This window comes from Comamonas testosteroni, assembly GCF_030505195.1.
Taxonomy (GTDB): Bacteria; Pseudomonadota; Gammaproteobacteria; order Burkholderiales; family Burkholderiaceae_C; genus Comamonas; species Comamonas testosteroni_G.
This window is the reverse complement of the sequence record NZ_CP129672.1, coordinates 570,505-595,096: the sequence shown is the minus strand read 5'-3', so window position 1 is coordinate 595,096 and position 24,592 is coordinate 570,505. Positions and strand designations below refer to the sequence as shown.

Genomic DNA, 24,592 nt, shown 5'->3' with positions numbered 1-24,592 from the left:
CCCCGCCAGCCAGCGCAACGCAAGCCCCTGCGCACCGGGCCCTGACGCTGGCTTGATCGGCCCCTTCCTCGTTCGCAGAACGCATGGCGATGGCGTTCTCACCGTAGATTGCGAAAAATGAAAAAAGGCACCATCGATTTCCTATTGCACCTGCTTTCGTTTTCCATTCTGATCGCTTCTGTCGTCCTGGTGCTCTTCTTCAAATACTCCGCAGCCGTGTTCATACTGGCCTTCGCGCTTTCATGGGTTTTGATCTATGTCGTCCTTCCAGTCCTGAAAAAACGCTGGCCGCGATGAGCCCATGCAACCCAAACCCTTCCCAGGAAACCGCCCTATGCTGCCCCGCCACCAGCAAGCCTTCAGCGCACTTGCCCGCACCGATTCCCTGCAGGCGCTCGATGGTGCCATGCGCGCGCGCCCGGCGGCACCAACACCCAACCCTGGCTGGTGCATGCGCTGACCGGTGAGCACAAACAACAGCTGTGCGCGCGTGTGCTGCACGCGCACCAGCACGAACAAGGCCGGCACCAGGCCGAGTACGCCTACTATCCACACGAATTCGTCGAGCCCTATCTGGGGCGCCGACGCAAAAGTGGTCTGGACCTTGCCGGTGCCTGTGGCCGCCGGCCTCCAAAAAGCTTGCCCGGCAGCCAGGAAAGCTAGGCGCAGCGTGCACCACCCCTGTCAACGCGGCACAATCAAGGCGCTGAGTCGGCGACGGTGCGAGGGCAAGGTCGGCCGCTTCAGCCGAAACCCGAAATATCCCCAGCAGCCGGAGTCTGTGCTCAACGCCGCAAGAGTCGAGCCTGCTCGGGCTTGCTAGCAATTGCCCCAATGGAGTTCTGTTCCTTAGACTCCAGGGATTGCCCCTTCGCTTGCACATTGAACTGGTATCGCCGGCTTTGCCGCTACGCTTGAGGCTTTGGCCTGGCGTAGGCTTGCATGCCACAGCCTTCCGCTTCATCAAGGAGAAAGCATGTCCATGACTGATCGCTCGGCCCAGAGCCGCCGTGTCCGCACCTCGTGTTCCCTGAGCCTGGCGCTGGTCGCCGTGTCCCTGGCGTCCGCCCATGCAGCGGATGCTGAAAAGCCTCTGGTGGTACGCATCGCCCATGGCGGACCGGTCTCGGGTCCCATCGCAGCCTTGGGCAAGGATGAGGAAAACGGCGTGCGCATGGCGATTGACGAGCTCAACGCCCGCAAGCTGCAGCTGGGCGGCCGCCCCGTGCATTGGAAGCTGGAGGCCGGCGACGATGCGGGCGATCCGGGCCAGGCCACGGCGTTGGCACGCCGTTTCTGCGACAAGAAGGTGGCGGCCGTGGTGGGGCATCTTCAGTCGGGCACCACGCTGCCGGCGGCCAAGATCTACAACGAGTGCGGTATTCCAAACATCACCCCAGCCGCCACCAATCCTGCGATTACCGAGGCCGGCTATGACGACACCTTCCGCGTCATCGCCAATGACCGGGCCATGGTCAATGCCTTGCTGGACTATGCCGTCAAGCACCAGGGCGTCAAACGCATCGCGATCGTGGACGATCGAACAGCCTATGGACAGGGCATCGTCAAGCTGTTTGAGGCCGCAGCTGCCGAGCGCGATGTGCAGATTGTCGACAAGCAGTACACCAGCGACAAGGCCACGCAATTTGCGTCCATTCTCACGGCCATCAAAGGCCGCAAACCCGATGCGATCTTCTTCGGCGGGCTCGATGCGCAGGCAGGTCTCATGCTGCGTCAGATGTCGCAGCTGGCCATGAATCAGATGAAATTCCTGGGCGGTGATGCGCAATGTTCGGAGCGCCTGCCCGCCATGGCTGACAAGGCGCCGACGCTCAAGAACGTGGTTTGCGTGATGAGCGGCAGCTCTCTGGGCAATATGCCTGGTGGTCTGCTTTGGAAGCAGAAGTATGACCAGCGCTTTCCCGGCCAGTATCAGGTCTACAGCCCTTACGCTTATGACGCGACCATGGTGCTGGCACAGGCCATGCTGAGCGCCGATTCGGCCCAGGCCGAGGCGTATCTGCCGCGCCTGCGCCAGACCCGCCACGACGGGGTGACGGGCACGATTGCCTTTGATTCGCAGGGCGAGCTGCAGAATCCGCGTGTCACGCTCTACGGCTATGACTCCGGCGAGCGCAAGGAACTGGTGATCAGCGGCCATTGAGCGGCGCTGGTCTTTTCAAGCAATTGTCATTCGGGCCTTGTCTGTCAGCCGCATAGAGCTATGAATCTTGATGCTTCCGTGCACGAACACTTCATGCGCCTGGCGCTGGAGCAGGCGCGCTGCGCCGCCGATTGTGGCGAAGTGCCGGTGGGGGCCGTGGTCGTCAAGGACGGGCAGGTCATAGGCCGCGGTCATAACAGCCCGCTCTCTGCCCAGGATCCGACGGCCCATGCCGAGGTGCTGGCTCTGCGCGAAGCAGCTCGGACTCTCGGCAATTACCGGCTTGAGGGCTGCACGCTGTATGTGACGCTGGAGCCTTGCACCATGTGCAGCGGCGCCATGCTGCATGCGCGTGTGGATGCCGTGGTCTATGGTGCGGCCGAACCCAAGACCGGTGCGGCCGGATCGGTGCTCGATGTCTTCGGCTACCCCGCCATCAATCACCAGACGCGGGTGCTGCGCGGCGTGCTGGCCGAGCAATGCTCGGCGCTGATGGCCGAGTTCTTCCAGCTGCGACGCCAGGAAAAAAAGGCGCAGCAGCCGCACCCGCTCAGGGACTGGGCGCTGCGCAATGCCGATGAGGCGTTTGCCGACCTGCCCGCCTGGCCCTGGCAGCCGCAGTGGCGCAGCGACCTGCCGGCGCTGCAGGGCCTGCGTCTGGCGGTGGTCGATGAAGGGCCGCAGGATGCAGCGCTGACCTGGCTGTGTCTGCATGGCAGCCCGGGCTGGGGTTATGGCTTGCGGCATCTGCTGCCCGATTTGCTGGCCGCCGGTCATCGTGTGGTGGTGCCCGATTTGCCGGGCTTTGGCCGCAGCGACCAGCCCAAGAAAGACAAACAGCACAGCGCGCAATGGCATTTGCAAGTCATCGCCGAGCTGATCGAGGCGCTCAACCTGCGGCGGCTGGTACTGCTCGGGCAGGGCGATGGCGGTCGCCTGGGTCTGGCCGTGGCGCAAGCCCTGCCTGAGCGCTTTGCCGGTGCCTGGCTCATCGATACCTGGCCGCTGAGCACGCAGCCAGAGCAGCGTCAGCAATGGTTTGAACAGGCTGCGCGCAAGCCCGGTTGGGATGTGGCCAGGGGCATGGCCGAATTGGAGGGGAGCAGCAATGCCGAAGAGGCCCGCGCCTGGAATGCCCCGTTTGCGCAACCCGGTCATCGGGCCGCACTCAAGGCGTGGCCCCGCCTGCAGACCGAGCTTGCTGTGCCCCCCGCCGATCTGCTGCAGCAATGGGCGCAGGCTGGCAGGCTGTGGCTGCAGCCCGCAGCCACGCAGCAGCCCGTATCTGTCGCGCAATGGCGGGCGGCCTGGCTGCAGGCCGTGCCGCAACTGGCGGCGCAGGCCAGTGTCTGGCGGCAAACCCGGCCTGGCGCTCTGGTTCCTGCAGCACGGCAGGGCGGCGGTGCAGCGGCTGTGGAATACTTTGCGCCGTAGCCCGATCGGTCAGACCGGCGGAGCAAGCATTTGAATTAGGACTTACGCAAACAAGAATGCAACAAGGGCCCGCCTTCTGAGGCAGTCGCCCGGCCTGAAGCTGTTTTGCGCAAGTCGTATGAACTTCTGAATCTGCGGATTCATCCACTTTTTTTCGGAGCATGTGGCCGATGGCCGCATGAAAAGGCTTTGGCAACCTCGCGCAAATCCCCTGCATCCACTACAGCGCCCCAGCAGCAAGATCCGCAGCACCACGCCCAGGCTCACGCCCAGGCTCACGGGCAGGAACCGTCTGGCGAGGCGCATGTGCATGACGAGCACTGCGGCCACGATCATCATGACCACGTGCACAGCGCCGATGGCAGCTGCTGCGGCCATGATCACAGCCATGGCGGCAAGCATGTCTATATCTATTCGCCCTCGGGTGCGGTGCGCGACAAGGCAGCCTTCAAGCGCGGCATCAAGCAGCTGGAGGCCCTGGGCCACGAGGTGGAGATCGATGCCGATGCACTGGCCAGCAGCCAGCGCTTTGCGGGTGACGACGCCACCCGTCTGGCGGCTATCCATCGCGCCGCCGCCAGCGGAGCCGATGTGGCGCTGATTTCGCGCGGCGGCTACGGTCTCACGCGCATCCTGCCGGGCATCAAGTACAAGACCGTGGCCAAGGCGATTGCCAATGGCACCAAGTTTGTCGGCCTCAGCGACTTCACGGCTTTTCAGCTGGCCATGCTGGCACAGACCGGTTCGGTCACCTGGGCCGGCCCCGCGCTCAACGCCGACTTCGGTGTGGACAGCAAAAAGACGGGCGAGCCCGTGGACGACATCATGCTGGACTGCTTCGAGGACCTGCTCAGCGGCCAGGGCGAGGGCGCGGGCTGGCAGATGCCCAGGATTGGCGAGTTGCCCAATGGCAAGCCCCAGCTCAAGGACTTCTATGTCCCCGGCGGAGCCACCCTGTGGGGCGGCAATCTGGCGGTGCTGGTGTCGCTGCTGGGCACGCCTTACTTCCCGCAGGTCGATGGCGGCATTCTGTTCATCGAAGACGTGGGCGAGCACCCCTACCGGATCGAGCGCATGCTGACGCAACTGCTGCTGGCGGGCGTGCTGCAAAAGCAAAAAGCCGTCGTCTTCGGCCAGTTCACCGAATTCAAGCTCACCACGCATGACAAGGGCTTCAAGCTGCAGACCGTCATCGACTGGCTGCGCATGCAGCTCAAGCGCCCCGTGCTGCAAGGCCTGCCCTTCGGCCATGTGCCCACCAAGGTGCTGCTGCCCGTGGGGGCGCAGGTGTCGCTGTCCGTGGAAGGGCGGGATGCGCTGATCTACTGGGGACATGTCTGACGGCAGACGGCAGCTGAGGTTGCAGGGGCGTAGTGAACATGGCCTGCGCCTTCTGCTGTGCCTAAGTGATCTCTATTTTGATAGCTTTAAACGCAGGCTGCATATTGGATAAGTGCCAATCTGGCTTGTATTTTGGAAATCGGGAAGGACGCATGCATGGGCAAGGCTGCACTGCAGTGGACCGAGGAAATGCTGTCCCGCCTGGGCCAGGAGAAAGACGCCGTGCTGGCCGAGCGCTGGGGCACATCGGCCAAGACGGTCAACCTCAAGCGCAATGCGCTGGGCATTCCGGCCTTCGGGCATTTCCAGTGGACGCAGCCAGCGCTGGCTCTGCTGGGACGGGAGGCTGATGCCGAAGTGGCCAAGCAGCTGGGCATCAGCAAGGCCAGCGTGGTGGCCAAGCGCACCGAGCTGGGCATTGCCTCGGTGACGGGGGCTGCGACCCGCAGTGCTTTTGACTGGTGCGACGAGGCTGTGGCTTTGCTGGGCACCGCATCCGATGCCAAGATTGCCGATCAACTGGGCCTGAGCCGCCTGACGGTCTACAACGCTCGCATCGCCAGGGGGATTGCTGCAGCGGGCCGGGGAGCGGACAAGAGCTGCGAGCCATGAACCTCGCTGGCGCGACAGTGACCGAGCCGGGGCTGACCCGGCCACAGACCCTGCTGCGCGCGGTATTGCTGGGCTGGCTGTGGCTGGCGGCCCTGGCCGGCTTTTCCCATTGGCTGACGCGCTTGCCGCCCTGGGGCTGGCTGCTCGCAGTCTTGCTGCTGGCGCTGCTGCCAGCCTGGGGGCATTGGCTGCTCCTGATGCTGCGCAAGAAGCTGCTGCGCATGCAGTTTGCGCCACAAGGGCATATAGGCCGCTGGCTGGCCGGGGGCTGGTGGCCGGCCTGCAAGGCATTGGCACTGGCCTTGCTGCTGTGCACCAGTTCACTCTGGCAGGCATGGTTTCTTGCGCCCTGGGAGTGGACCCTGCTGGCGCTGGCTCCCTTGCTTTATGCCTTGCTGGCCTATGGCATGCAGGCGGGCCTGAGGCGAGAGTTTTCATCCACGGCCTTTGCCTGGGCCTTCAGTCAGCGCGCTGCTACTTGGCTGCTGCTGGTACTTTTGGGCGGTGGCTGGCTCTATGGCATGGCCAGTCAGCAGAATATGGGGCGGCCACTGGCGGCCGGCATGGAGCCCGAAGCGCTGAGTCTTGCTCTGGTGCAGATTCATGCCGCGCCCTCGGGGCTGGTGCGCTGGGGGCTGGATGCCCTGCTGGCCGTGCAGCTGGCCAGTGGTGCCATGGCCGATCTGCCCCAAATGCCCGTGCTGCGCCTGTTGCTGCTGGCACTGTTTGGCCCGGTAGGCGTGCTGCTGTGCCTGGGGCGCGCCATGCAGGGGGCATCGACTTCCTCGGCTCTCCTGCTGCAGGCCAGGCCTTTGGCGGCAGTGCGCAATGCCGCGCCTTCGCCGGCCGCGCCTTTGCTGGCCCTGGTTGCCGTGCTGGTGCTGGGCATTCTGGTGCAGACCATGGCCGCCCTTGACGGTCTGGCCCGTGCGCAGGAGAGCCCGCTGGCGCTCAAGCGCCTGCCCGAGTGCGAGCGCATCGGGCAGCAGCTCTACAGTCTCGGCACGCTGGACGCCACACACCAGCAGGTTCTGCAGCTGCTGGGCCGGGCCCAGGCCGGGCAGGCCTTGTGCCAGAGCATCCCGCAGATGAGCCGGCAGCTGGATGCGGCCGTCGAGCGTTATCTGGACTGGTATTTCAGCCTGGGCGCGGAGTGGGGGCGCATCCTCAGTCTGCTCACGGGCGATGTGAGCCAGTTTCTGCAGAACAAGCTCAGCGAAACCCTGGGCGACACGCCAGGACTGGAGGGCTGGGTGCAGGCTTTGCAAAGGCAGGCACTGACCAGCGGTGCCGCTCTGGTCGAGGGCCAGCATCGCATCGAGGAAACCCTGGCGCGCCATCATCTGGCCTTGAGTTCCGAGCAATGTCTGGTGCGTGCCGAGGTTGCCAGTCTGCCTGCGCTGGAGCTGCTGGGCGATGCACGCCAGCGTCTGACGGCCAGCGCCCTGGCGGGCGCGGGGGGCGGTGCTTTTGCCGCAGCCGTTGCAGGCAAGGCCATGGCCAAGGTCTCGATGAAGGCCGCCAGCAAGGTGCTGGCCAAGGCTGCTGCCAAGCAGGGGCTGGGCAAGGCCGGGGCTGCGGCAGCCGGTGCGGCCCTGGGCTCCGTGGTTCCCGGTGTCGGCACCGCCGTGGGGGCGGTGGCGGGAGCGGTCGCCGGTGTGGTGCTGGGCGTGGGCATCGACTGGGCGGCACTTTATGCCGAAGAACTGCTGACACGCGATGCCATGCGCGCCGATCTGCGTGCCGCGCTGGACGAGCAGTTGCAGGGCCTGAGTCGGGCCATGGGCTGTCCCTAGCTGACTTCGCAGTCGGCCCGGCGCTGCGCCAGTAGCCACGAAAACCTGTGCTGCTGGTGCTGTCTAGGGCTGCATTCCTGCGAGTGCAGGCGTACAGTGAAGTTTCGCTGCAGGAGTTGCATATGCTCAATTACTCCCTCATGAAACCCGAAGGCATCTTGCTGCTGGAGCCCAATGGGCCCCTGACCGAGCAGGATTTCGACGGCGTCAGTCAGGACGTGGACGATTTCCTGGCCGAGCATCCCAAACTGCATGGGGTGATGATTCAGTCCAAGGACTTTCCCGGCTGGGAAAACTGGGCCGGCTTCAGCGCCCATATGGGCTTTGTCAGAGACCATCGCCATCAGGTGGAGCAGATCGCTCTGGTGACCGACAGTCATCTGGCGGGCATGGCCGAGTTCGTCGGCAGGCATTTCACGCATGCCGAGGTCAGGCATTTCCCCTTTACCGACGAGGCCATGGCCTTGCAGTGGCTGCATGCGGCCTGAGCCGCCTGTCTGAACCAGTGCTGCAACTGTGCCGGCGAGCCGCAGCACAGTTGCCCGGATCGGCCTAGCCCTGTTTCCGGTGGCCGGTCGCTGCGCCAGAAGCATGCGCACTGGCGGCTGCCTGCTGCGGGGCCTGTGCGTAGCGCTTGAACTCCATGGTGTAGGTGGCGCGCCCCTGAGTCATGGAGCGCAGGTGCGTGGCATAGCCGAACATTTCCGATAACGGCACCTCGGCCCTGATGGTCTTGCCGTCGCCCGCCATATCGTCCATGCCCTGCACGGCACCACGGCGCGAGGACAGATTGCCCATCACGGCGCCTGCGTATTCCTCGGGTGTTTCCACCTCGACGGCCATGATGGGCTCCAGAATCACCGGGTCGGCTCTCCTGCAGGCCTCCTTGAAGCCCAGGATGGCGGCCATGCGGAAGGCCTGCTCCGAGGAGTCCACCTCATGGTAGGAGCCGAAGGTCAGCCGCACTCGCACATCGACCACCGGGTGGCCGGCCAGAACGCCCGAGTTCATGGCTTCGCGCAGGCCTCTTTCCACGGCGGGGATGAATTCGCGTGGAATCACTCCGCCCTTGATGTCGTCGACGAATTCAAAGCCCTTGCCCGATTCCAGCGGCTCCACGGTCAGCACCACATGGCCGTACTGGCCCTTGCCGCCGGACTGGCGCACGAACTTGCCGTCCACATCGCTGACTTTCTTGCGAATGGTTTCGCGGTATGCCACCTGAGGCTTGCCCACATTGGCGGCCACATTGAATTCGCGTCTCATGCGGTCGACGATGATTTCCAGGTGCAACTCGCCCATGCCGGCAATGATGGTCTGGCCCGACTCCTCGTCGCTGCTGACTCTGAAGGACGGGTCTTCGGCGGCGAGGCGCGCCAGTGCCTGGCCCATTTTTTCCTGGTCGGCCTTGCTCTTGGGCTCCACGGCCTGGGCGATGACGGGTTCGGGAAAGGAGATCTTCTCCAGCACGATGGGCGCTTGCGGATCACACAGCGTCTCGCCCGTGCTCACGTCCTTGAGACCCACGCAGGCCGCAATGTCGCCTGCGCGGATTTCGTCGATCTCCTGGCGTGCGTTGGCATGCATCTGCACGATGCGGCCTATGCGCTCCTTTTTACCCCGGGTCGGGTTGTAGACCAGATCGCCCTTGGTCAGCACGCCCGAGTAAACACGCACAAAGGTCAACTGGCCCACGAAGGGGTCGGTCATGAGCTTGAAGGCCAGGGCGGCGAATTTCTCGTCATCGCTGGCATGGCGTATCAGCGTGGTGCTGGCGCTGTCATCCTCGCTATGGCCTTCGATAGCCGGAACATCGAGCGGCGAAGGCATGAGCTCGACAATCGCGTCGAGCAGACGCTGCACGCCTCGATTCTTGAAGGCCGAGCCGCAGAGCATGGGCTGAATTTCGGTGGCAATGGTGCGTAGCCTCAGGCCGGTGATGATGTCCTCGGCGCCGAGGTCGCCGCTGTCCAGGTACTTCTCTGTCAGTGCTTCACTGGCCTCGGCAGCGGCCTCCACCATCTTCTGGCGCCATTCCTGTGCGCTGGCCAAAAGCGCTGCCGGGATCTCCCGGTACTCGAATTTCACGCCCTGCGACTCGTCGTCCCAGAAGATGGCTTTCATCTTGATGAGGTCGACGAGGCCGTGAAAATCAGCCTCGGCTCCGATGGGGATGACGATGGGAACCGGGTGGGCCTTGAGGCGGTCCACCATCATCTGGCGCACACGAAAGAAGTCGGCGCCCACGCGGTCCATCTTGTTGACGAAGGCCAGGCGCGGCACCTTGTACTTGTTGGCCTGGCGCCAGACGGTCTCCGACTGAGGCTGCACGCCGCCCACGGAGTCGTAGACCATGACAGCGCCGTCGAGCACGCGCATGGAGCGTTCGACCTCGATGGTGAAGTCCACGTGGCCGGGGGTGTCGATGATGTTGATGCGATGGGCCGGGAAGTTGTGCTCCATGCCCGACCAGAAGGCCGTGGTGGCCGCCGAGGTGATGGTGATGCCGCGTTCCTGCTCCTGCTCCATCCAGTCCATGGTGGCCGCGCCGTCATGGACTTCGCCGAGCTTGTGGTTGACCCCGGTATAGAACAGTATGCGCTCGGTGGTGGTGGTCTTGCCGGCATCGATATGCGCGGAGATGCCGATATTGCGATAGTGCTCTATGGGCGTGTGGCGAGCCATGATGACCTCCCTGAAACACAGTTCTGAAACTGAAGTGCCGGCACCATGGTTGCGGAGCCGGCAAGCAGAGGAAACGCACAGGAAATACTAGAGAGATGGCTACAAACTCACTGCCAGAGTGGGTATGCCCCGCGGCATAAAACATCAAAAGCAGGCTGTGGCCCAGGGCCTGTAGCCTGGCAGGCATCCGGCTTTACCTTCATTCAAGAACGAGGACTTGCGAACATGACAGAGCAGAGCATTCAGACAGCCGCCCACAAGATGGTCTACATCCTGGTGGTGGAGCAAAGCTTGCGTGCCGGCGAGGGCATGAACGAGCAAGCGCTTTGCGCCGACCTTCAAAAGCATGGCATCGGCGAAGGCGAGCGCCAGTCCGCGCTGGACTGGGCCGTCTCCAGGGGCTGGCTGCAAAAAGCAGGCGACGAGGTGCGCTTGACCGAAGCCGGCTTCGATATGAATTTCACACAGTAGCGCCAGGGCAGCGGCCGCTGCCCGCGCTTATTCCAGATAAACCCCTTTTTCCTTTTTGCGCGCCCGCATGCCGGTGCGCAGGAACAGCTCGCTGCCGCCTTGCACGGCCAGGGGCTGACTGGGCTTGCCGGCTGATTTGGCCAGATGGGCATCGGCGCGCGCATTCCAGTGCTCCAGCAGATCCTGCAGGGCATGGCGCTCTGCTTCGGTCAACTGCGGATGCTGCTCCAGGAACTCCTGCAGATACTGGCGTGCATCCAGCTCCAGCTGCTCGCGCGTGGTCGCCAGAGAGATATAGCTGATGTCATCGTCGCGCCCGCTGGTATGCGTGCCCAGCAGATAGCAGCCGATATAGTCGCCCCGGGGCTGACCCACGGCCGGGTCCTGGCTGAGTTTCTTGAACAGACTGAAGGGCCACATGCGTTGAATTCCTTGGGACTGACGCAAACAGGGAGGCGCGACGGGCCTTTCCATCGACAAAGCACCATGCCTGATCCGAGTCTGCGTAAGTCGTTTACCTAACACCGGGCCAGGGCCCAAACGGGTATTGTCGCCCATGGCTGGACGCGATCAGCATGTGGATGTTGCGCACCGGACGCATGACAAGAGGCGATATGGGAGACATCACTTCGGCGGCAGAGCCCTCTGCCCATCCCTGGCTCAGGTGCACACTGCATCTGGCGGCCGCGGCCTGCGGACTGGTCTTGCTGGCAGGGGCCGCGTTGGCGGTCTATGGCGTGCGGGCCCAGCCGCGCATGGACGGCAAGCTGGTCCTCGCCGGGCTTGAGCGCAGCGTGTGGGTCAGGCGCGACGACTCCGATGTCACGCATATCAGCGCCGACTCGCCGCAGGATGTCTGGCGGGCCCTGGGCTTTGTCCATGCGCAGGAGCGCGGCTGGCAGCTGGAGTTCAACCGCCGTCTCATGCAAGGGCGCTTGTCGGAGACTCTGGGACCGGCCACGCTGGAGCTGGACAAGCTGATGCGTGCTCTCGATATTCATGGCGCAGCGCGTCGCCAGTACGCGGCGCTGCCACCCGCCGTGCAGGAAGCCCTGCAGGCCTACAGCCAGGGTATAGCCGCCTTTTATGCCAGGCCCTCGCAGGCGGCAGCGCCGGAGTTCCTGCTGCTGGGCACGAGGGCCGGAGCAGGAGGGCCATCGACCTGGGAGCCTGAAGACACCGTGGGCTGGGCGCTGATGATGGCGCTGGATTTGGGCGGCAACTGGGGCAACGAGTTCGCGCGGCTGAATCTGCTGCAGGTCCTGAGCACCGAGCAGCTGTGGCAACTGATGCCGGCCTATCCCGGCGAGCCGCCCGCGACGGCGGTGGATCTTGCCAGCCTGTACCGCCAGCTCGGTGTCTACCGGGAGGCGGATGCCCTGCCCAAGGTCTCGGCACCGGCCGGGCAGATGCAATCAGCCTTGCAGCAATGGGCGGCCTCCATGGTGCGAGACATGGGCAGCAACGACGGATTGGGCAGCAACAACTGGGTGGTGGCCGGCAGCAAGACCCAAAGCGGCAAGCCCTTGCTGGCCAACGATCCGCATCTGGGCCTGAGCGCTCCGGCCATCTGGTATTTCGCGCGCCTTCAGTCGCCCCAGGGTCGGGCCAGCGACGGCAGCGTCCTGAGCGCGCTGGATGTGACAGGGGCCACCTTGCCCGGCATGCCCTTTGTGGTGCTGGGCCGCACGGCGCAGGTGGCCTGGGGCTTTACCAACACCAACCCCGATGTGCAGGACCTGTATCTGGAGCAGATCAACCCGGTCGATGCCAGCCAGTACCGCACGCCCACTGGCTGGGAAAATTTCACCGTGCGCGAGGAAGTCTTCAAGGTCAAGGGCCAGGGCGATGTCAGGGTGACGCTGCGCAGCACGCGCCATGGCCCCGTGATCAGCGATGCGCAGCAGCAATACGGCAAGGTCATCAACACCGAGCGCTATGCACTGGCGCTGCGCTGGGCGGCGCTGGACACGGACAACCGCACGGTGGAGGCCGGCCTCAGGGCCAACGGTGCTCGGACCGTGTCCGAATTGTTCGAGGCGTTTTCCATCTACCACTCGCCCATGCAAAGCATTGTGGCGGCCGATGTGCAGGGGCATATCGGCTTCAAGGCCGCAGGCCGGGTGCCGGTGCGCGCGCCGGGCAATGACTTGCGCGGCGTGGCGCCGGCACCTGGCTGGGATGCGCGCTATGACTGGCAGGGCTGGCTGAGCTACGAGCAGACGCCGCAGGACGATGGCGGCACGCGCGGCTTTGTGGCCACGGCCAACCAGCGCGTGACGGAGGCTGGCTATGCACATTTTCTGACCCAGGACTGGAGCCTGCCCTATCGCCACCAGCGCATAGAGCAACTGCTGGCGGCCGGCAGCCAGCATGATGTGGCCAGCATGGCGGCGATCCAGAACGATGTGCAGTCCCTGGCCACCCGGGCCTTGCTGCCCGTGCTGCGCAAGGCGCAATCGATCCACGCCCTGGCAGCGCAGGCACAGCAACTGCTGGCGGACTTCGATGGGCAGATGGAGCGGGACAGGCCCGAGCCGCTGATCTTCTCGGTCTGGGTCGACGAGCTGACGCGCGCCCTGGTGATTGCGCGCATCGGCGAGCAGCGCTTTGCCATGAGCTACGGCAAGCGCGACTTCCGCGCCGGGCTGGAGGGAATGCTGGCGCGCAATGACGCCTGGTGGTGCGCGCCGCTGAGCTGCGAGCAACAGGCAGGACAGGCGCTGACCCGCACGCTGGACAAGCTGCAGGCCGCCTACGGCAATGACCCGCGCCAATGGCGCTGGGGCGCGGCGCACCCGGCGCTCAGCGCGCACAAGCCGCTGGGCTCGGTGGCGGCGCTGGCCGGCGTGTTCAATGTGAGCGTGGCCTCGGGCGGTGACACCTATAGCGTCAACGTCGGGCAGTACAACGCCAATCCGCCGCCCGCCGATGCCAAAGGCCCGCTGGGCGGGCGCTTTGTCAGTCGCCACGCGCCTTCGCTGCGCGCCATCTACGACCTGGGCGATCCGGAGTCCTCGCAGTTCATCTACCAGACCGGGCAGAGCGGGCTGGCGCTGTCGGGCCGCTATGCGGACATGAGCCGGGAATGGGCCGACGGCCGCTATCGCAAGCTGCAGATGCAGCCCAGGCGCTGGCGCCATGTGCTGGAGTTGCAGGCCGCTCAGGGCGTGGATGGCTATTAATAAGTGAGCTTATATCGACTGTAATATATTGATTTCAGATATAAAAGATGCTGAAAATCAATGTTCGCGTGCGATATAAGCTACTTTAAAGATAGCGGTTGTGGTTGAAGTCGCAGTCGCAGCCGTTCAGCGCAAGAAATCCTCGATCAGGCCGGCCACGGCCTCCGGCTGGTCGTGGTGCAGCATATGGCCTGCGTCCTGCACGCGGGCTGTCTCACATTGCGGGATATGACGTATGCGCTCGTGGTATTGCTCCAGCGTGTAGCGGCCCTGATGCCACTGGCCCAGGCTGTCGTCCGAGGCTTCGACCGACAAGGTGGGGGCGGTGATGGCGGCAAGGCAGGCCAGAGCCTCGTCCACGCGATACAGATAGGGGTTGGAGAGCTTGTGCGCGGCGTCGCCCAGAATATGCCAGCGGCCCTGGGCATCGGGGGCCGACCAATGGTGAGCCAGCCACAGCGCCTTGTCGCGGGGCAGGCGGCGATTGGTTTTTTGCAGGCGATTGGCAACGGCCTCCACGCTGTCATAGGGTGCGAGCCCCATGCCGCCCGCGCGCTGCTCGCGCAGCTGATCCATCCACTGGGCCAGACGCCCGGGGGCCTGTTCGGGCGTTGTGGGCGCCATGCCGAAGCCCTCCAGATTGACAAAGCGGCGAATGCGCTCGGGCCGCGCGCCCGCATACATGCAGGAGATATTGCCGCCCATGCTGTGGCCGACCAGATCGATGGGCTGATCGGGCGAGATCTGCTCCAGCAGCATGTCCAGGTCGGCCAGATAGTCGGTGAAGTAGTAGCTGTCGCAGGGCTCGGTGCTGCGGCTCAGGCCGAAGCCGCGCCAGTCGTGGGCAACGATGCGGCGGCCCTGCACAAAAGCGTCGCTGAAGGCGTCGACCACAAACTGGTAGGAGGCGGCCACATCCATCCAGCCATGGGCCAGCACCAGCACGGGCAACTCGGGATCGATTCCGGACGCTGGCTCGGGCTCCCAGCTGCGCAGGTGGTAGTGCATATTGCGCACGGGCAGCATCTGCGAGCGCCATTGGCGGCGCGGCTGATAGTGCGTGATATCGGTGAGCTGGCCGGTCTGCGTGGGGTGGTGCGTTGTCATATTGTCTCCGTTGTTTTGATTATTGCTGCGCTTGCAGCATGGCCCGTCGTGCACGGGACAGCTGTGTCAAAAAACCAGGAGTCTGCCCTGATCTTGTACTGTCAGGCTCTAAACTTGGACGCATGACTTCTGCTGCATCCACTTCCCGTCTTTCCATGAATCCCGTCGCTCTGGGGCAGAGCGATCTGCGCGTCAGCCCCATCTGTCTTGGCACCATGACATTCGGCGAGCAGGTCGACGAAGCTGAAGCCTGGCGCATCATGGACCGCGCCGTGGAGCGCGGCGTGGATTTCTTCGATACGGCCGAAATGTATTCCGTGCCGGCCCGCCAGGCCACCTGTGGTGCGACGGAATCCATCATCGGCCGCTGGCTCAAGGCCCGCCCCGGCATGCGCGATCAGATCACGCTGGCCAGCAAGGTGGCCGGCCCCTCGCGCGGCATGCCCTGGGTTCGTGAAGGCTCGGGCCTGTCGGCGGATGACATTGTTCGCTCCTGCGACGCCAGTCTTGAGCGCCTGCAGACCGAGGTGATCGACCTCTACCAGATCCACTGGCCCGAGCGCCATGTGCCGGCCTTCGGCACCATGTACTACGACCCGCAGAAGGAAAGCTCGCTCACGCCCATCCACGAGCAGCTGCAGGCGCTGGCCGGTCTGGTCAAGCAGGGCAAGATCCGCCATATCGGCCTGTCCAACGAGACGCCTTATGGCGTGCACGAGTTTGTGCGCCTGGCCGAGCAGCACGGACTGCCGCGTGTGGCCGCGATCCAGAACCCCTATTGCCTGGTCAACCGCAGCTATGAAAACGGGCTGGACGAAACCTGCCACCGCCTCGATGTGTCGCTGCTGGCCTATTCGCCGCTGGCGTTCGGCCTGCTGACGGGCAAGTTCGATCAGTTTGCACCGACCGAGGAGGGCGCGCCCAAGCAGGCTCGCATTGCCAGGTATGAATCAGTGCAGAGGCAGCGCTGGGGCCGCCCCGATGCGCTGGCTGCCGCGCGCCGCTACAACGCGCTGGCCCAGCAGCATGGCCTCACGCCGGTGCAGCTGGCGCTGGCGTTCTGCTATACCAAGTGGCAGGTGGCGAGCACCATCATCGGTGTGACCTCGGTGGCCCAGCTTGACGAGGATCTTGACGCCTGGGGCACGCAGCTGCCTGCCGAGCTGCTGGCCGCAATCGACGCCATCCGCTGGGAGATGCGCGACCCCGCTGTCTGATCGCTTTATTGAGGGAGAATGGCTGCTCTCCCATGTAGTTCATGGGTTAGCAGCTATCAAAATTGAATCATGGCCAAAAAAGACAAAAACACCCATGTCAGCGAGACGCCGGCCACGCAGATGCTCAGGGCCCACAAGGTGGAGTTCACCGAGCACCCTTATGACTATGTGGAGCATGGCGGCACCGAAGAGTCGGCGCGTCAGCTGGGGCTGGACGAGCATGCGGTCGTCAAGACCCTGGTGATGCAGGATCAGGATGCCAGGCCGCTGATCGTGCTCATGCATGGCGATTGCAAGGTATCGACCAAGAACCTGGCGCGCCAGATCGGTGCCAAGAGCGTGGAGCCCTGCAAGCCCGAAGTGGCCAACCGCCACAGCGGCTATCTGGTGGGCGGCACCTCGCCGTTTGGCACCAGGCGCGAAATGCCGGTCTATATCGAGGAAACCATACTCGCGCTGCCACGCATCGCCATCAACGGCGGACGGCGCGGCTATCTGGTGCAACTGGCCCCTGAGGTCTGCACCCGTTTGCTCGATGCCCGGCCGGTGCACTGCGCGCTGGCAGAATAGGGGCTGGCCAGCCGGGGGCAGACGCCGGCCGGCAAAAACGCAAACAACAAGGACTTACGCAAACCAGGATGCACGAGGGGCATGACGGTCGACAAACCGCCATGCCTGATCCGGATTGCGCAAGTCGTGACAACAATCGGTGCCGTCGACTTTGGTTGGCGAGCCTAAGGGCCAGTCTCTGGCCGAGGAATTCCTTTGAACGCCCTCTATCCCGTTATCGCCGTCATCGCAGCCTATCTGATTGGTTCGCTGTCCTTTGCCGTCATCGTCAGCCGCGTCATGGGCCTGAACGACCCGCGCACCTATGGCAGCGGCAACCCCGGTGCCACCAATGTGCTGCGCTCGGGCAGCAAGGCGGCTGCGGCTGTCACGCTGGCGCTGGATGCGCTCAAGGGCCTGGTGCCCGTGGTGCTGGTCAAGGCCTTCGGCGAGCCGTTCGGTCTGGGCGACAGCATGGTGGCACTGGCCGGTCTGGCCGCCTTCCTGGGCCATCTGTACCCGGTGTTCTTTGGCTTCAAGGGCGGCAAGGGCGTGGCCACGGCGCTGGGTGTGCTGCTGGGCATCAGCGGCTGGCTGGGTCTGGCGACGGCGCTGACCTGGGTCATCGTGGCCGTGTTCTTCCGCTATTCCTCCCTGGCCGCGCTGGTGGCCTCGGTGTTCGCGCCCGTGTACTACGTGCTGTGCAGCGGCATCGTCTGGGATGCGGAAACGCCCATCACTGCCGCGATTGTCGTGATGGCGATCCTGCTGGTCTGGCGTCATCGCGAAAACATCCAGCGCCTGATTGCGGGCAAGGAATCCAGGCTGGGACAGAAAAAGACCGACGGCTCCAAACCTGCAGAGGGCGCGGCCCGCAAGAGCAAGCATCGCTAGGACGCTCCCGCAGATCGTCCATGAGGGGGTCGCGAGACTCCATATATACAAGCGCAAGCAGCTCTTAATTTAATAGCAAAAAGATATGGCTTCCAGCCCATCGCAGCGCGACTACAGCGCTCCCTGTCCTGGTTGTGGCGCGCCGGTCCACTTCGCCAGTGCGCAATCGAGCTTTGCCGTCTGCGAGTTTTGCCGCAGCACCGTGCTGCGCGATGGCGAGACGCTCAAGCGCATTGGCTCCATGGCCGAGGTGTTCGAGGACTACAGCCCGCTGCAACTGGGCGCCTCGGGCATGGTCAAGCGCAACGGCAAGCCCGAGCCCTTCACCGTCGTGGGCCGCGCGCAGTACAAAAGTGCTGCAGGCAGCTGGTCGGAATGGGTGGCTGCCCTTAGCAACGGCGAGCTGGCCTGGCTCAGCGAGGACAACGGCAGCTTTGTCTTTGCCGTGAACTGGCAGCCGCCGGGCTGGAACGTGAAAGAGTTCCAGCAGCGCGAATGGCGCATGGGCCGTGAGCTCAAGGCCGGCACGGAATCCTTCACCGTCACCAGCATTCAGGATGCGCAGCTGATGGCGGCCCAGGGCGAGCTGCCCCAGCTGCCCCAACTGGGCAAGAGTTTCAAGCTGGTCGAGCTGCGCAGCGACAAGAACCAGATTCTCTCCATCGACTTCAGCGACAAGACACCGGCCTTCAGCCTGGGGGCTGCCGTGGCGCTGGAGGCTTTGCAGATGCAGGGACTGCGCAGCAGCGCCCAGCAAAAAGCCCAGGGCCGCCACTTCAACTGTCCCAAGTGCGGTGCCGTGGTGCCCGTGCGCTTTGACACCACCAAGGCCCTTAGCTGCCCCAGCTGCGGCAGCCTGATCGACATGTCCAAGGGCATGGGGGCGGAGCTGAGCTATGCCGAGCAGCGCCGAAAGGTCAAGCCTCTGATCGCGCTGGGCAGCGAAGGCACGCTCGATGGCCTGAAATGGCAGCTCGTGGGCTTTCAACGGCGCAGCGGGCGTGGTCTGGGCGAAGATGAGGACGACAGCTTCACCTGGGATGAGTACCTGCTCTACAACAAGAAGGCTGGCTTTTCGTTCATCGTCGATTCGGAAGACGGCTGGAGCACGGCGCGCGTCATCACCGGCGCACCCAAGCTCAGCAAGAACGGCGCCACTGCCACCTATCTGCAGCGCAAATATCAGCGCGACTACGCCTATCTGGCCGAGACGGAATATGCAGAGGGCGAGTTCTACTGGCCCGTCTTCAAGGGCGCCAAGTCCAGCAATGTGGACTATGCCAATCCAGGCAAGCAGTCCACGCTGGCGCTGGAGACCGCCAACCAGGAAACGACCTGGACCCATGGTCAGCGCGTTTCGGCGGAGACGGTGGCCCAGGCGTTCGGCACGGCCAAGCTCAAGGATCGCTCCCAGGTCAGTCCTTTGTCGGGCAGCGGCTTCAGCTGGGGCACGATTCTGTTCTGGTTGTTCCTGCTGCTGTTCATCCTGCCGTTCCTGCGTGCCTGCATGTCCAGTCCCAACTGCGATCCGCGCACCGACCCCAATTGCAGCTACAGCCGCTCCAGCAGCGGCTCCTATGGCGGCTATACCTCCGGCGGAAGCCACAAATAACACCCCTATCTCATTCGAGGAGAGAGATCATGTTTGACTGGTTCAACCCCCAGAACTTCTTCGGCTCCATCATCTACGCCCTGGTGGGCGTGGTGGTGTTCTGGCTGTGCTTCATCATCATCGACAAGATCACGCCCGTGGACATGTGGGCCGAGATCGTGGAGAAGCACAACAAGGCGCTGGCCATGGTGGTGGCGGCCATGTGCCTGGGCATCAGCATCATCGTCGCTGCAGCGATACATTGAGGCTCCCCCTGAGGCGCTGCGCGCCTTCCCCCTCTCTCTACGCGCTGGGCGCTAGGGGAGGGGAACGACAGCTTCGCCGCGGGGCGGCCCTTGCTCGCTGTCCCTGGCAGGCAGAGGACGGCGCGCCTGTTTTACGGTTAAAGGAATTAGATGACTTCGATGGTGGCCGAGGAGCATAGCGCTGGCCAGGGGCCTCGGCCCATTGATGTGGCGCTGCTGGCCAGTGTCTTCGTGATCGCGGCCTGCGGCCTGCTCTACGAGCTGGCGGCAGGCGCGCTGGCGTCCTATCTGCTCGGCGATTCGGTGCTGCAGTTCTCCACCATCATCGGCACTTATCTGTTTGCCATGGGTATAGGCTCGTGGCTGTCGCGCTATTTCGATGATCAGCTGCCCGCGCATTTTCTGCGTGTGGAGCTGATGGTGGCGCTGGTCGGCGGTGCCTTGCCGGCCGTGCTGTTTCTGGCCAATGCCTATGCGCCGGGCGCGTTCCGCTTTCTGCTATATGGCATGGTGATGGTGGTGGGCACGCTGGTGGGGCTGGAGATCCCGCTGGTGATGCGCATCTTGAAGCGCAATGCATCGCTCAAGGATCTGGTCTCCAAGGTGCTGACCTTCGACTATCTGGGGGCCCTGGCGGTGTCGCTGGCGTTTCCCATCGTGCTGGTGCCCAAGCTGGGCCTGGTGCGCACAGGTCTGCTGTTCGGCTTCATGAATGCGGCCATCGCCGTCTGGGCCCTGGTGCTGTTCAAGCACGAGCTGCGCAATCTGCGTGCCCATGCCTGGGCCTGCGCGCTGGTGCTGCTGGCCCTGGGCGGGGGCATCGCGGGCGCGGATCAGCTGACCCGGCTGGCCGACGATCATTTCTACCAGGACCGCATCGTGCTGAGCAGCAGCTCGCCCTATCAGCGCATTGTGGTGACCCAGGGACGCCAGGGCGCGCGGCTGTATCTGAACGGCAATCTGCAGTTTGCCCAGAGCGACGAGTACCGCTATCACGAAGCGCTGGTCCACCCCGCCATGGCCGCACATGGCGCACCGAGGAAGGTTGCGGTGCTGGGGGGCGGCGACGGCATGGCCGTGCGCGAGGTGCTCAAGTACCCGGGCGTGGAGTCCGTGGTGCTGGTGGAGCTGGACCCGGCCATGACTGATCTGTTCAAGAGCAATGCCATGATGACGGCGCTCAATGGCAATGCGCTCAACGACGCCCGCGTGAGCATCGTCAATACCGATGCGTTTCACTGGCTGCAGCAAAGTGCGGAGACTTTCGATGTGATCGTGGTGGACTTTCCCGATCCCACCAATTTCGCCATCGGCAAGTTGTTCACCAACAGTTTTTATTCGCTGCTGGACAAGCGTCTGGCAGCCAGTGGCTATGCCGTGATTCAGACCACCTCGCCGCTGATTGCGCGCCAGAGCTTCTGGACCGTTGTGCAGACCGTGGAGTCCGTGGGCCTGACGGCCAGGCCCTATCACGTGCATGTGCCCAGTTTTGGCGAATGGGGCTTTGTGCTGGCCAGCCACCGTCCCTGGCGCGAGCCCGAGGCGTTGCCCGCTGGCATGCGTTTTCTGACTCTGCCCACGCTGCGCCTGATGTTTGACTTTCCTCTCGATATGGCGCGCGTGCCGACCGAGGTGAATCGCCTGTCCAATCAGGTGCTGGTCAACACCTATGAACGCGAGTGGGGCAAGGTGGAGCATTGATGCCGGAGGATCTGCATCGGCGTGACTGGCTCAAGCGGGCGACTGCCGGTGCCTTAGGCGTCTCTGGCGTCTCAGGCACTTTGGGTGCTTTGGGGGCTTTGGGTGCGGCCGGCCTGGCCGGCTGCAGGCAGGAGTCGCCCAGGCTGGACGATCTGCCCGGCGGCTTCAGCGGCGTGTCGCTGGAGCGCGGTCATGGGCTGCGCCCTTTCTGGCAGCGTCTGGCGCAGGGGCTGGAGCTGCCCGCACCGGCGCTGGTGCACCGGGCGCCGGTCGTGATTGTGGGCGGGGGCATGGCCGGGCTGGCAGCGGCGCGCGCGCTGGAGCTGGCCGGCATTCAGGGCGCAGCCCTGCTCGATACCCAGGCCGCCATGGGCGGCAACAGCCAGGGCGGGCAAGTCAAGGGTATAGCCTGCCCGCTGGGCGCGCACTATCTGCCCGTGCCCGGCGACGATGCTCATGAGGTGCAGGACTGGCTGGAGGAGCTGGGCGTGCGCCAGCGCTTGGCGGGCCGCTGGCGCTACGACGAGCGCTATCTCTGCCATAGCCCGCAGGAGCGCTTGTACTGGCAGGGCGGCTGGCATGAGGGGCTGCTGCCCGTGCAGGGCGTGAGCCAGCGCACGCTGGAGCAATATGCGCTGTTTGAAAAGCAGGTCGAGGCAGCGGCTCGGGCGGCGGCCTTTGCCATGCCATCGATCCGTGTCTGGCAGCGCGAAGCGGGCTTGCCGACTTCCCATGCCGTGCTCGATGCACAGCGTTTCGACCAATGGCTGGCGGCGCAGGGCCTCGATGACGAGCGCCTGCTCTGGTATCTGGACTACAGCTGCCGGGATGATTTCGGTGCCGGTCTGAGCCGCGTCTCGGCCTGGGCGGGGATTCACTATTTCGCCAGCCGCCATGGTTTCCACGCGCCGCGTCCACAGTCCGAGCACGAGAGCGAAGCGGACGGCGAGCAGGTGCTGACCTGGCCCCAGGGCAATGGCTGGCTGGCGCAGCAACTGGTGGCGGGACTGAAAGCCACGCAGCTTCAGACCGATTGCAGCGTGCTCGCCGTCACCGAGGACGCGGGCAGCGTGCAGATCGAGGTTTATCACCATGGCCGCCAGCAGCATGAACGCTGGCTGGCGCGCCATTGCGTGGTGGCGCTGCCCAGCTTTGTGGCTGCAAGAGTGCTGCGCAATGCGCCCGATTTTCTGCGTGCCGTGGCGGCTCGCCTGGACTGGGCCCCCTGGCTGGTGGCGAACATCCATATCGACCGACCGCTGGCCGACTACCCTGGTGCCGAGCCCGCCTGGGACAATGTGCTGTATCGCGATGGCAATGCGGGTGGGCTGGGCTATGTGGATGCGGGCAATCAGCGGCTGGACCGCATCCGCAGCCAGCCCACGGTGCTGAGCTACTACCAGGCGCTGGGTGACTGGGCCGATGGGCGCAGGCAATTGATGCAGCAGCCGTTTGCCTTCTGGCGCGAGCGCATCGTGAACACGCTGAGCGAGCCGCACCCAGACTTGCTGCGGCATGCCACACGCATGGAAATCACCCGCTATGGCCATGCGATGGCGATTCCGCGCCCTGGTGATCAGCAGATATTGAGCGAAATAGCCGTCAAGTTCAGTTCCAGCAAGCGCAATCTGCGATTGAATGGGGAGCGAGTGCAGGGTCTGCCCACGCCTGCGACGGCGCGGCTGAGCTTTGCACATTCGGATTGGGCCGGCTATTCGGTGCTGGAGGAGGCGTTCACGCGTGGCCACCATGCAGGGTTGAGGGCGGCGCAGGGCGCTTAGAACGTCAACCAGCTCTTGGAAAGAATCAGCGTCTGCTGCCTGGCAGCTTCACCATGCGGTACAGCTCGGCGTTGCCGCGTGCACTGTGAATGCCCAGCTGTGCCATGGAGCGCAGGTCCAGATCCAGCGTCAGCGACGAACGAGCCAGCGCGGAGGTGATGGCCGGCCTGCGCCCGTCCAGATGCCAGATGGGCGGGTACATGCTGTGGCCGTCGCGGTCGATCACGCTGGCAATCTCGGGCTCCTCCAGACTTTTCCCGCGGCGCAGCACCACTGCTACCTCGCCGTTGTCCAGCTGTACATAGGTGCCGGGCGGGTACAGGCCCACGACATCGATCAAGGCCTGCTTGACCTCATCAGCGTATTGACCACCCTGCTGCAGCACTTGCAAAGACTCGGTGGCCGAGCGGCCGCTACGGGTCTTGCGCGGGCTTATCAGGGCCGCATAACGGTCTACCGTGCCCAGAATGCGTACCAGACGCTCCAGCGGCTGCAACTGTGCCAGCGGCGCGGGCTGCAGCACCACATGGTGGTACTGCACGCTGTCCAGCCAGAGCGGATCACGCACCATCAGCCTCTCCAGCATCAGGCGGCCCTCTGTGGGGTGCTGCTTGACGGCTTCGGCCTGCTGGCTGCTCAGCGCAGTGCGTTGCTCGGCCAGCTGGTTTTGCAGCATGGTCATGCCGATGTTCATGGTCAGCGCGGCCCGGATCAGCGTGTCGCGCTCGGATTGAGGCAGCTCAAGCTCCTTGGCAAGGATATGGCACAGGCCCGCGCAGACCACGGCGTGAGACGGGCTGTAGCCCACGGTTGTCGAGCTGGCACGCTGAAACATCAGATACAGCGCGGCATCGCTGTCCTGCGTGATGAGGTCTTGCAGCCATAGATCAAGCTGGCGCAGCTTGATGGCAAAGCCAGGGATGCGCAGCGGCTCGGTCAGCAAAACCGCGAGTGCGGCCTCCAGATCCGACCAGAGGCCCAACAGGTCTTCATAGGGGTCGTCGTAGCGTGCGTGCATGGGCGAGAGGCGGGTTCAGTTCTTTTCCAGAACCATCTCATTGCCCTTGCGGGTCATCTGAAACTGGGTCAGCACATTGTTGCCCAGCAGCACATAGGGCATGGACTGGGGGGCGACGACGGCCTCTATGCCGTAGACCTCCATTTCGCCCAGTTTGACGCTGTCGAGCTTGATGCGCCAGCCCTGGGCAGTGCCGTTGGCCGTGCGCATCAGGACGGGGACGCCCTGCTCGTAGGGCAGGCCCATGCGATCAGCATCGGCTCGGCCTATGGCAATGGTGCTGGCGCCGGTGTCCACCATGTACTGCATGGTTTTGCCATTGATATAGCCACGATCGACGAAATGGCCGCGCGAGTCGGCGATCAGGACCAGCCGGCCCGAGCGCGCGGCACCACCGATGCCGCCCCGGCTGCCTACGCTGACCGGAGCTGCTCCCAGGTGCACAGTCTGGCGCTGGCCCTTGATATCCACCACGGCGGAGTCGCCGCTGACTTGCAGCAGGCGCACGTTCTTGTGGCTTTCGTTGACGGCCAGCGCCTTGGGGGCGCTGCCATCAATGACCAGCAAGGCCTTGCTGCCCAGCACGCCGGTCAGGGCAACGGACTGTCCAAAGGCGCCGCTGCAGGCCACAGCGACTGAAAGCATGAGCCCCATGCGACGCAGGCCAGAGGCGCCGGGCAAGAGCCTGCACTGGCCGCGTCGCCCTGCGGCAACGGCCTCGTCTCCATCCCGCAAGGCGAGAGAAGGGGAAGCAGCGGAGCTGCGCAGGGGGGGCTTCAT

General features: G+C 64.2%; 22 protein-coding genes. 17 read left to right on the top strand and 5 right to left on the bottom strand.

Going from position 1 to position 24,592, the window contains the following annotated elements:
• Window positions 1-117 precede the first annotated feature (117 nt).
• From QYQ99_RS02615 to QYQ99_RS02580, 8 genes are all read left to right on the top strand, one after another.
• Window positions 118-297 (top strand): hypothetical protein, encoded by a 180-nt coding sequence (locus QYQ99_RS02615; RefSeq protein ID WP_302091297.1) that lies wholly within the window; start codon window positions 118-120, stop codon window positions 295-297.
• A gap of 37 nt (window positions 298-334) precedes the next feature.
• Window positions 335-460, top strand: coding sequence for a hypothetical protein (locus QYQ99_RS02610; RefSeq protein WP_302091296.1), 126 nt, complete (start codon window positions 335-337; stop codon window positions 458-460).
• 516 nt (window positions 461-976) lie between these two features.
• Entirely contained in the window at window positions 977-2,164 is a 1,188-nt protein-coding gene (locus QYQ99_RS02605; protein WP_302091295.1) for a branched-chain amino acid ABC transporter substrate-binding protein, read from the top strand.
• Window positions 2,165-2,224: 60 nt separating this feature from the next.
• The gene (gene tadA / locus QYQ99_RS02600; protein ID WP_302091294.1) at window positions 2,225-3,598 is read left to right on the top strand and encodes a tRNA adenosine(34) deaminase TadA; all 1,374 of its coding nucleotides are present in this window, start codon (window positions 2,225-2,227) and stop codon (window positions 3,596-3,598) included.
• A gap of 306 nt (window positions 3,599-3,904) precedes the next feature.
• The gene (locus QYQ99_RS02595; RefSeq protein ID WP_302093100.1) at window positions 3,905-4,939 is read left to right on the top strand and encodes an LD-carboxypeptidase; all 1,035 of its coding nucleotides are present in this window, start codon (window positions 3,905-3,907) and stop codon (window positions 4,937-4,939) included.
• Window positions 4,940-5,095: 156 nt separating this feature from the next.
• Window positions 5,096-5,551, top strand: coding sequence for a hypothetical protein (locus QYQ99_RS02590; protein WP_302091293.1), 456 nt, complete (start codon window positions 5,096-5,098; stop codon window positions 5,549-5,551).
• Window positions 5,548-7,347 (top strand): hypothetical protein, encoded by a 1,800-nt coding sequence (locus tag QYQ99_RS02585; RefSeq protein ID WP_302091292.1) that lies wholly within the window; start codon window positions 5,548-5,550, stop codon window positions 7,345-7,347. Before QYQ99_RS02590 ends, QYQ99_RS02585 begins: the two co-directional genes overlap by 4 nt.
• Window positions 7,348-7,469: 122 nt before the next feature.
• Entirely contained in the window at window positions 7,470-7,835 is a 366-nt protein-coding gene (locus QYQ99_RS02580; protein ID WP_302091291.1) for an STAS/SEC14 domain-containing protein, read from the top strand.
• Between the two features lie 64 nt (window positions 7,836-7,899).
• Here QYQ99_RS02580 and fusA read toward each other — a convergent pair whose 3' ends face one another.
• On the bottom strand, window positions 7,900-10,032 hold the full coding sequence (gene fusA, locus QYQ99_RS02575; protein ID WP_302091290.1) for an elongation factor G: 2,133 nt from the start codon (window positions 10,030-10,032) through the stop codon (window positions 7,900-7,902).
• A 225-nt stretch (window positions 10,033-10,257) separates the two neighbouring features.
• On the opposite strand from fusA, the gene QYQ99_RS02570 reads away from it, so the two are divergent.
• Window positions 10,258-10,503, top strand: a complete 246-nt coding sequence (locus tag QYQ99_RS02570) for a hypothetical protein (protein WP_302091289.1) — start codon at window positions 10,258-10,260, stop codon at window positions 10,501-10,503.
• Window positions 10,504-10,530: 27 nt separating this feature from the next.
• Here the strand turns inward: QYQ99_RS02570 and QYQ99_RS02565 are convergent, their stop codons facing one another.
• The gene (locus QYQ99_RS02565; RefSeq protein ID WP_302091288.1) at window positions 10,531-10,923 is read right to left on the bottom strand and encodes a hypothetical protein; all 393 of its coding nucleotides are present in this window, start codon (window positions 10,921-10,923) and stop codon (window positions 10,531-10,533) included.
• A gap of 194 nt (window positions 10,924-11,117) precedes the next feature.
• On the opposite strand from QYQ99_RS02565, the gene QYQ99_RS02560 reads away from it, so the two are divergent.
• Window positions 11,118-13,688 carry a penicillin acylase family protein gene (locus QYQ99_RS02560; RefSeq protein WP_302091287.1) on the top strand — a complete coding sequence of 857 codons (2,571 nt, stop codon included), beginning with the start codon at window positions 11,118-11,120 and terminating at the stop codon, window positions 13,686-13,688.
• A gap of 126 nt (window positions 13,689-13,814) precedes the next feature.
• On the opposite strand, the gene QYQ99_RS02555 is transcribed toward QYQ99_RS02560, so the two are convergent.
• A complete protein-coding gene (locus QYQ99_RS02555; protein ID WP_302091286.1) occupies window positions 13,815-14,795 on the bottom strand; it encodes an alpha/beta fold hydrolase in 981 nt (326 codons plus the stop codon).
• 155 nt (window positions 14,796-14,950) lie between these two features.
• Here QYQ99_RS02555 and QYQ99_RS02550 point away from each other — a divergent pair, with 155 nt between their 5' ends.
• The 7 genes from QYQ99_RS02550 (at window position 14,951) to QYQ99_RS02520 (ending at window position 22,794) form a co-directional block, all read left to right on the top strand.
• Window positions 14,951-16,012 (top strand): aldo/keto reductase, encoded by a 1,062-nt coding sequence (locus QYQ99_RS02550; protein ID WP_302093099.1) that lies wholly within the window; start codon window positions 14,951-14,953, stop codon window positions 16,010-16,012.
• A gap of 69 nt (window positions 16,013-16,081) precedes the next feature.
• Window positions 16,082-16,582, top strand: coding sequence for a Cys-tRNA(Pro) deacylase (gene ybaK, locus QYQ99_RS02545; RefSeq protein WP_302091285.1), 501 nt, complete (start codon window positions 16,082-16,084; stop codon window positions 16,580-16,582).
• Window positions 16,583-16,777: 195 nt separating this feature from the next.
• Window positions 16,778-17,455, top strand: a complete 678-nt coding sequence (gene plsY, locus QYQ99_RS02540) for a glycerol-3-phosphate 1-O-acyltransferase PlsY (protein ID WP_302091284.1) — start codon at window positions 16,778-16,780, stop codon at window positions 17,453-17,455.
• Between the two features lie 85 nt (window positions 17,456-17,540).
• Window positions 17,541-19,067 carry a DUF4178 domain-containing protein gene (locus tag QYQ99_RS02535; protein WP_302091283.1) on the top strand — a complete coding sequence of 509 codons (1,527 nt, stop codon included), beginning with the start codon at window positions 17,541-17,543 and terminating at the stop codon, window positions 19,065-19,067.
• A 29-nt stretch (window positions 19,068-19,096) separates the two neighbouring features.
• Entirely contained in the window at window positions 19,097-19,312 is a 216-nt protein-coding gene (locus QYQ99_RS02530) for a DUF350 domain-containing protein (protein ID WP_003056416.1), read from the top strand.
• A 150-nt stretch (window positions 19,313-19,462) separates the two neighbouring features.
• Entirely contained in the window at window positions 19,463-21,013 is a 1,551-nt protein-coding gene (locus tag QYQ99_RS02525) for a polyamine aminopropyltransferase (protein ID WP_302091282.1), read from the top strand.
• Window positions 21,013-22,794 (top strand): NAD(P)-binding protein, encoded by a 1,782-nt coding sequence (locus QYQ99_RS02520; protein WP_302091281.1) that lies wholly within the window; start codon window positions 21,013-21,015, stop codon window positions 22,792-22,794. The genes QYQ99_RS02525 and QYQ99_RS02520 overlap by 1 nt, the downstream gene beginning before the upstream one ends.
• A gap of 25 nt (window positions 22,795-22,819) precedes the next feature.
• Here QYQ99_RS02520 and QYQ99_RS02515 read toward each other — a convergent pair whose 3' ends face one another.
• Both QYQ99_RS02515 and QYQ99_RS02510 read right to left on the bottom strand, forming a co-directional pair.
• On the bottom strand, window positions 22,820-23,812 hold the full coding sequence (locus QYQ99_RS02515; protein ID WP_302091280.1) for an HD-GYP domain-containing protein: 993 nt from the start codon (window positions 23,810-23,812) through the stop codon (window positions 22,820-22,822).
• Window positions 23,813-23,827: 15 nt separating this feature from the next.
• Window positions 23,828-24,457, bottom strand: coding sequence for a retropepsin-like aspartic protease family protein (locus tag QYQ99_RS02510; RefSeq protein ID WP_302091279.1), 630 nt, complete (start codon window positions 24,455-24,457; stop codon window positions 23,828-23,830).
• Window positions 24,458-24,592: the final 135 nt, after the last annotated feature.

Bases quoted from the DNA above. Each gene is read 5' to 3' on its own strand.
- QYQ99_RS02550 (WP_302093099.1), top strand. From the start codon at position 14,951: ATGAATCCCGTCGCTCTGGGGCAGAGCGATCTGCGCGTCAGCCCCATC.
- QYQ99_RS02585 (WP_302091292.1), top strand. From the start codon at position 5,548: ATGAACCTCGCTGGCGCGACAGTGACCGAGCCGGGGCTGACCCGGCCA.
- QYQ99_RS02610 (WP_302091296.1), top strand. From the start codon at position 335: ATGCTGCCCCGCCACCAGCAAGCCTTCAGCGCACTTGCCCGCACCGAT.
- QYQ99_RS02570 (WP_302091289.1), top strand. From the start codon at position 10,258: ATGACAGAGCAGAGCATTCAGACAGCCGCCCACAAGATGGTCTACATC.
- QYQ99_RS02605 (WP_302091295.1), top strand. From the start codon at position 977: ATGTCCATGACTGATCGCTCGGCCCAGAGCCGCCGTGTCCGCACCTCG.
- ybaK (WP_302091285.1), top strand. From the start codon at position 16,082: ATGGCCAAAAAAGACAAAAACACCCATGTCAGCGAGACGCCGGCCACG.
- QYQ99_RS02515 (WP_302091280.1), bottom strand. From the start codon at position 23,812: ATGCACGCACGCTACGACGACCCCTATGAAGACCTGTTGGGCCTCTGG.
- QYQ99_RS02525 (WP_302091282.1), top strand. From the start codon at position 19,463: ATGACTTCGATGGTGGCCGAGGAGCATAGCGCTGGCCAGGGGCCTCGG.
- QYQ99_RS02560 (WP_302091287.1), top strand. From the start codon at position 11,118: ATGGGAGACATCACTTCGGCGGCAGAGCCCTCTGCCCATCCCTGGCTC.
- QYQ99_RS02590 (WP_302091293.1), top strand. From the start codon at position 5,096: ATGGGCAAGGCTGCACTGCAGTGGACCGAGGAAATGCTGTCCCGCCTG.
- QYQ99_RS02530 (WP_003056416.1), top strand. From the start codon at position 19,097: ATGTTTGACTGGTTCAACCCCCAGAACTTCTTCGGCTCCATCATCTAC.
- QYQ99_RS02615 (WP_302091297.1), top strand. From the start codon at position 118: ATGAAAAAAGGCACCATCGATTTCCTATTGCACCTGCTTTCGTTTTCC.
- QYQ99_RS02580 (WP_302091291.1), top strand. From the start codon at position 7,470: ATGCTCAATTACTCCCTCATGAAACCCGAAGGCATCTTGCTGCTGGAG.
- QYQ99_RS02520 (WP_302091281.1), top strand. From the start codon at position 21,013: ATGCCGGAGGATCTGCATCGGCGTGACTGGCTCAAGCGGGCGACTGCC.
- QYQ99_RS02565 (WP_302091288.1), bottom strand. From the start codon at position 10,923: ATGTGGCCCTTCAGTCTGTTCAAGAAACTCAGCCAGGACCCGGCCGTG.
- QYQ99_RS02510 (WP_302091279.1), bottom strand. From the start codon at position 24,457: ATGCTTTCAGTCGCTGTGGCCTGCAGCGGCGCCTTTGGACAGTCCGTT.
- fusA (WP_302091290.1), bottom strand. From the start codon at position 10,032: ATGGCTCGCCACACGCCCATAGAGCACTATCGCAATATCGGCATCTCC.
- tadA (WP_302091294.1), top strand. From the start codon at position 2,225: ATGAATCTTGATGCTTCCGTGCACGAACACTTCATGCGCCTGGCGCTG.
- QYQ99_RS02535 (WP_302091283.1), top strand. From the start codon at position 17,541: ATGGCTTCCAGCCCATCGCAGCGCGACTACAGCGCTCCCTGTCCTGGT.
- QYQ99_RS02555 (WP_302091286.1), bottom strand. From the start codon at position 14,795: ATGACAACGCACCACCCCACGCAGACCGGCCAGCTCACCGATATCACG.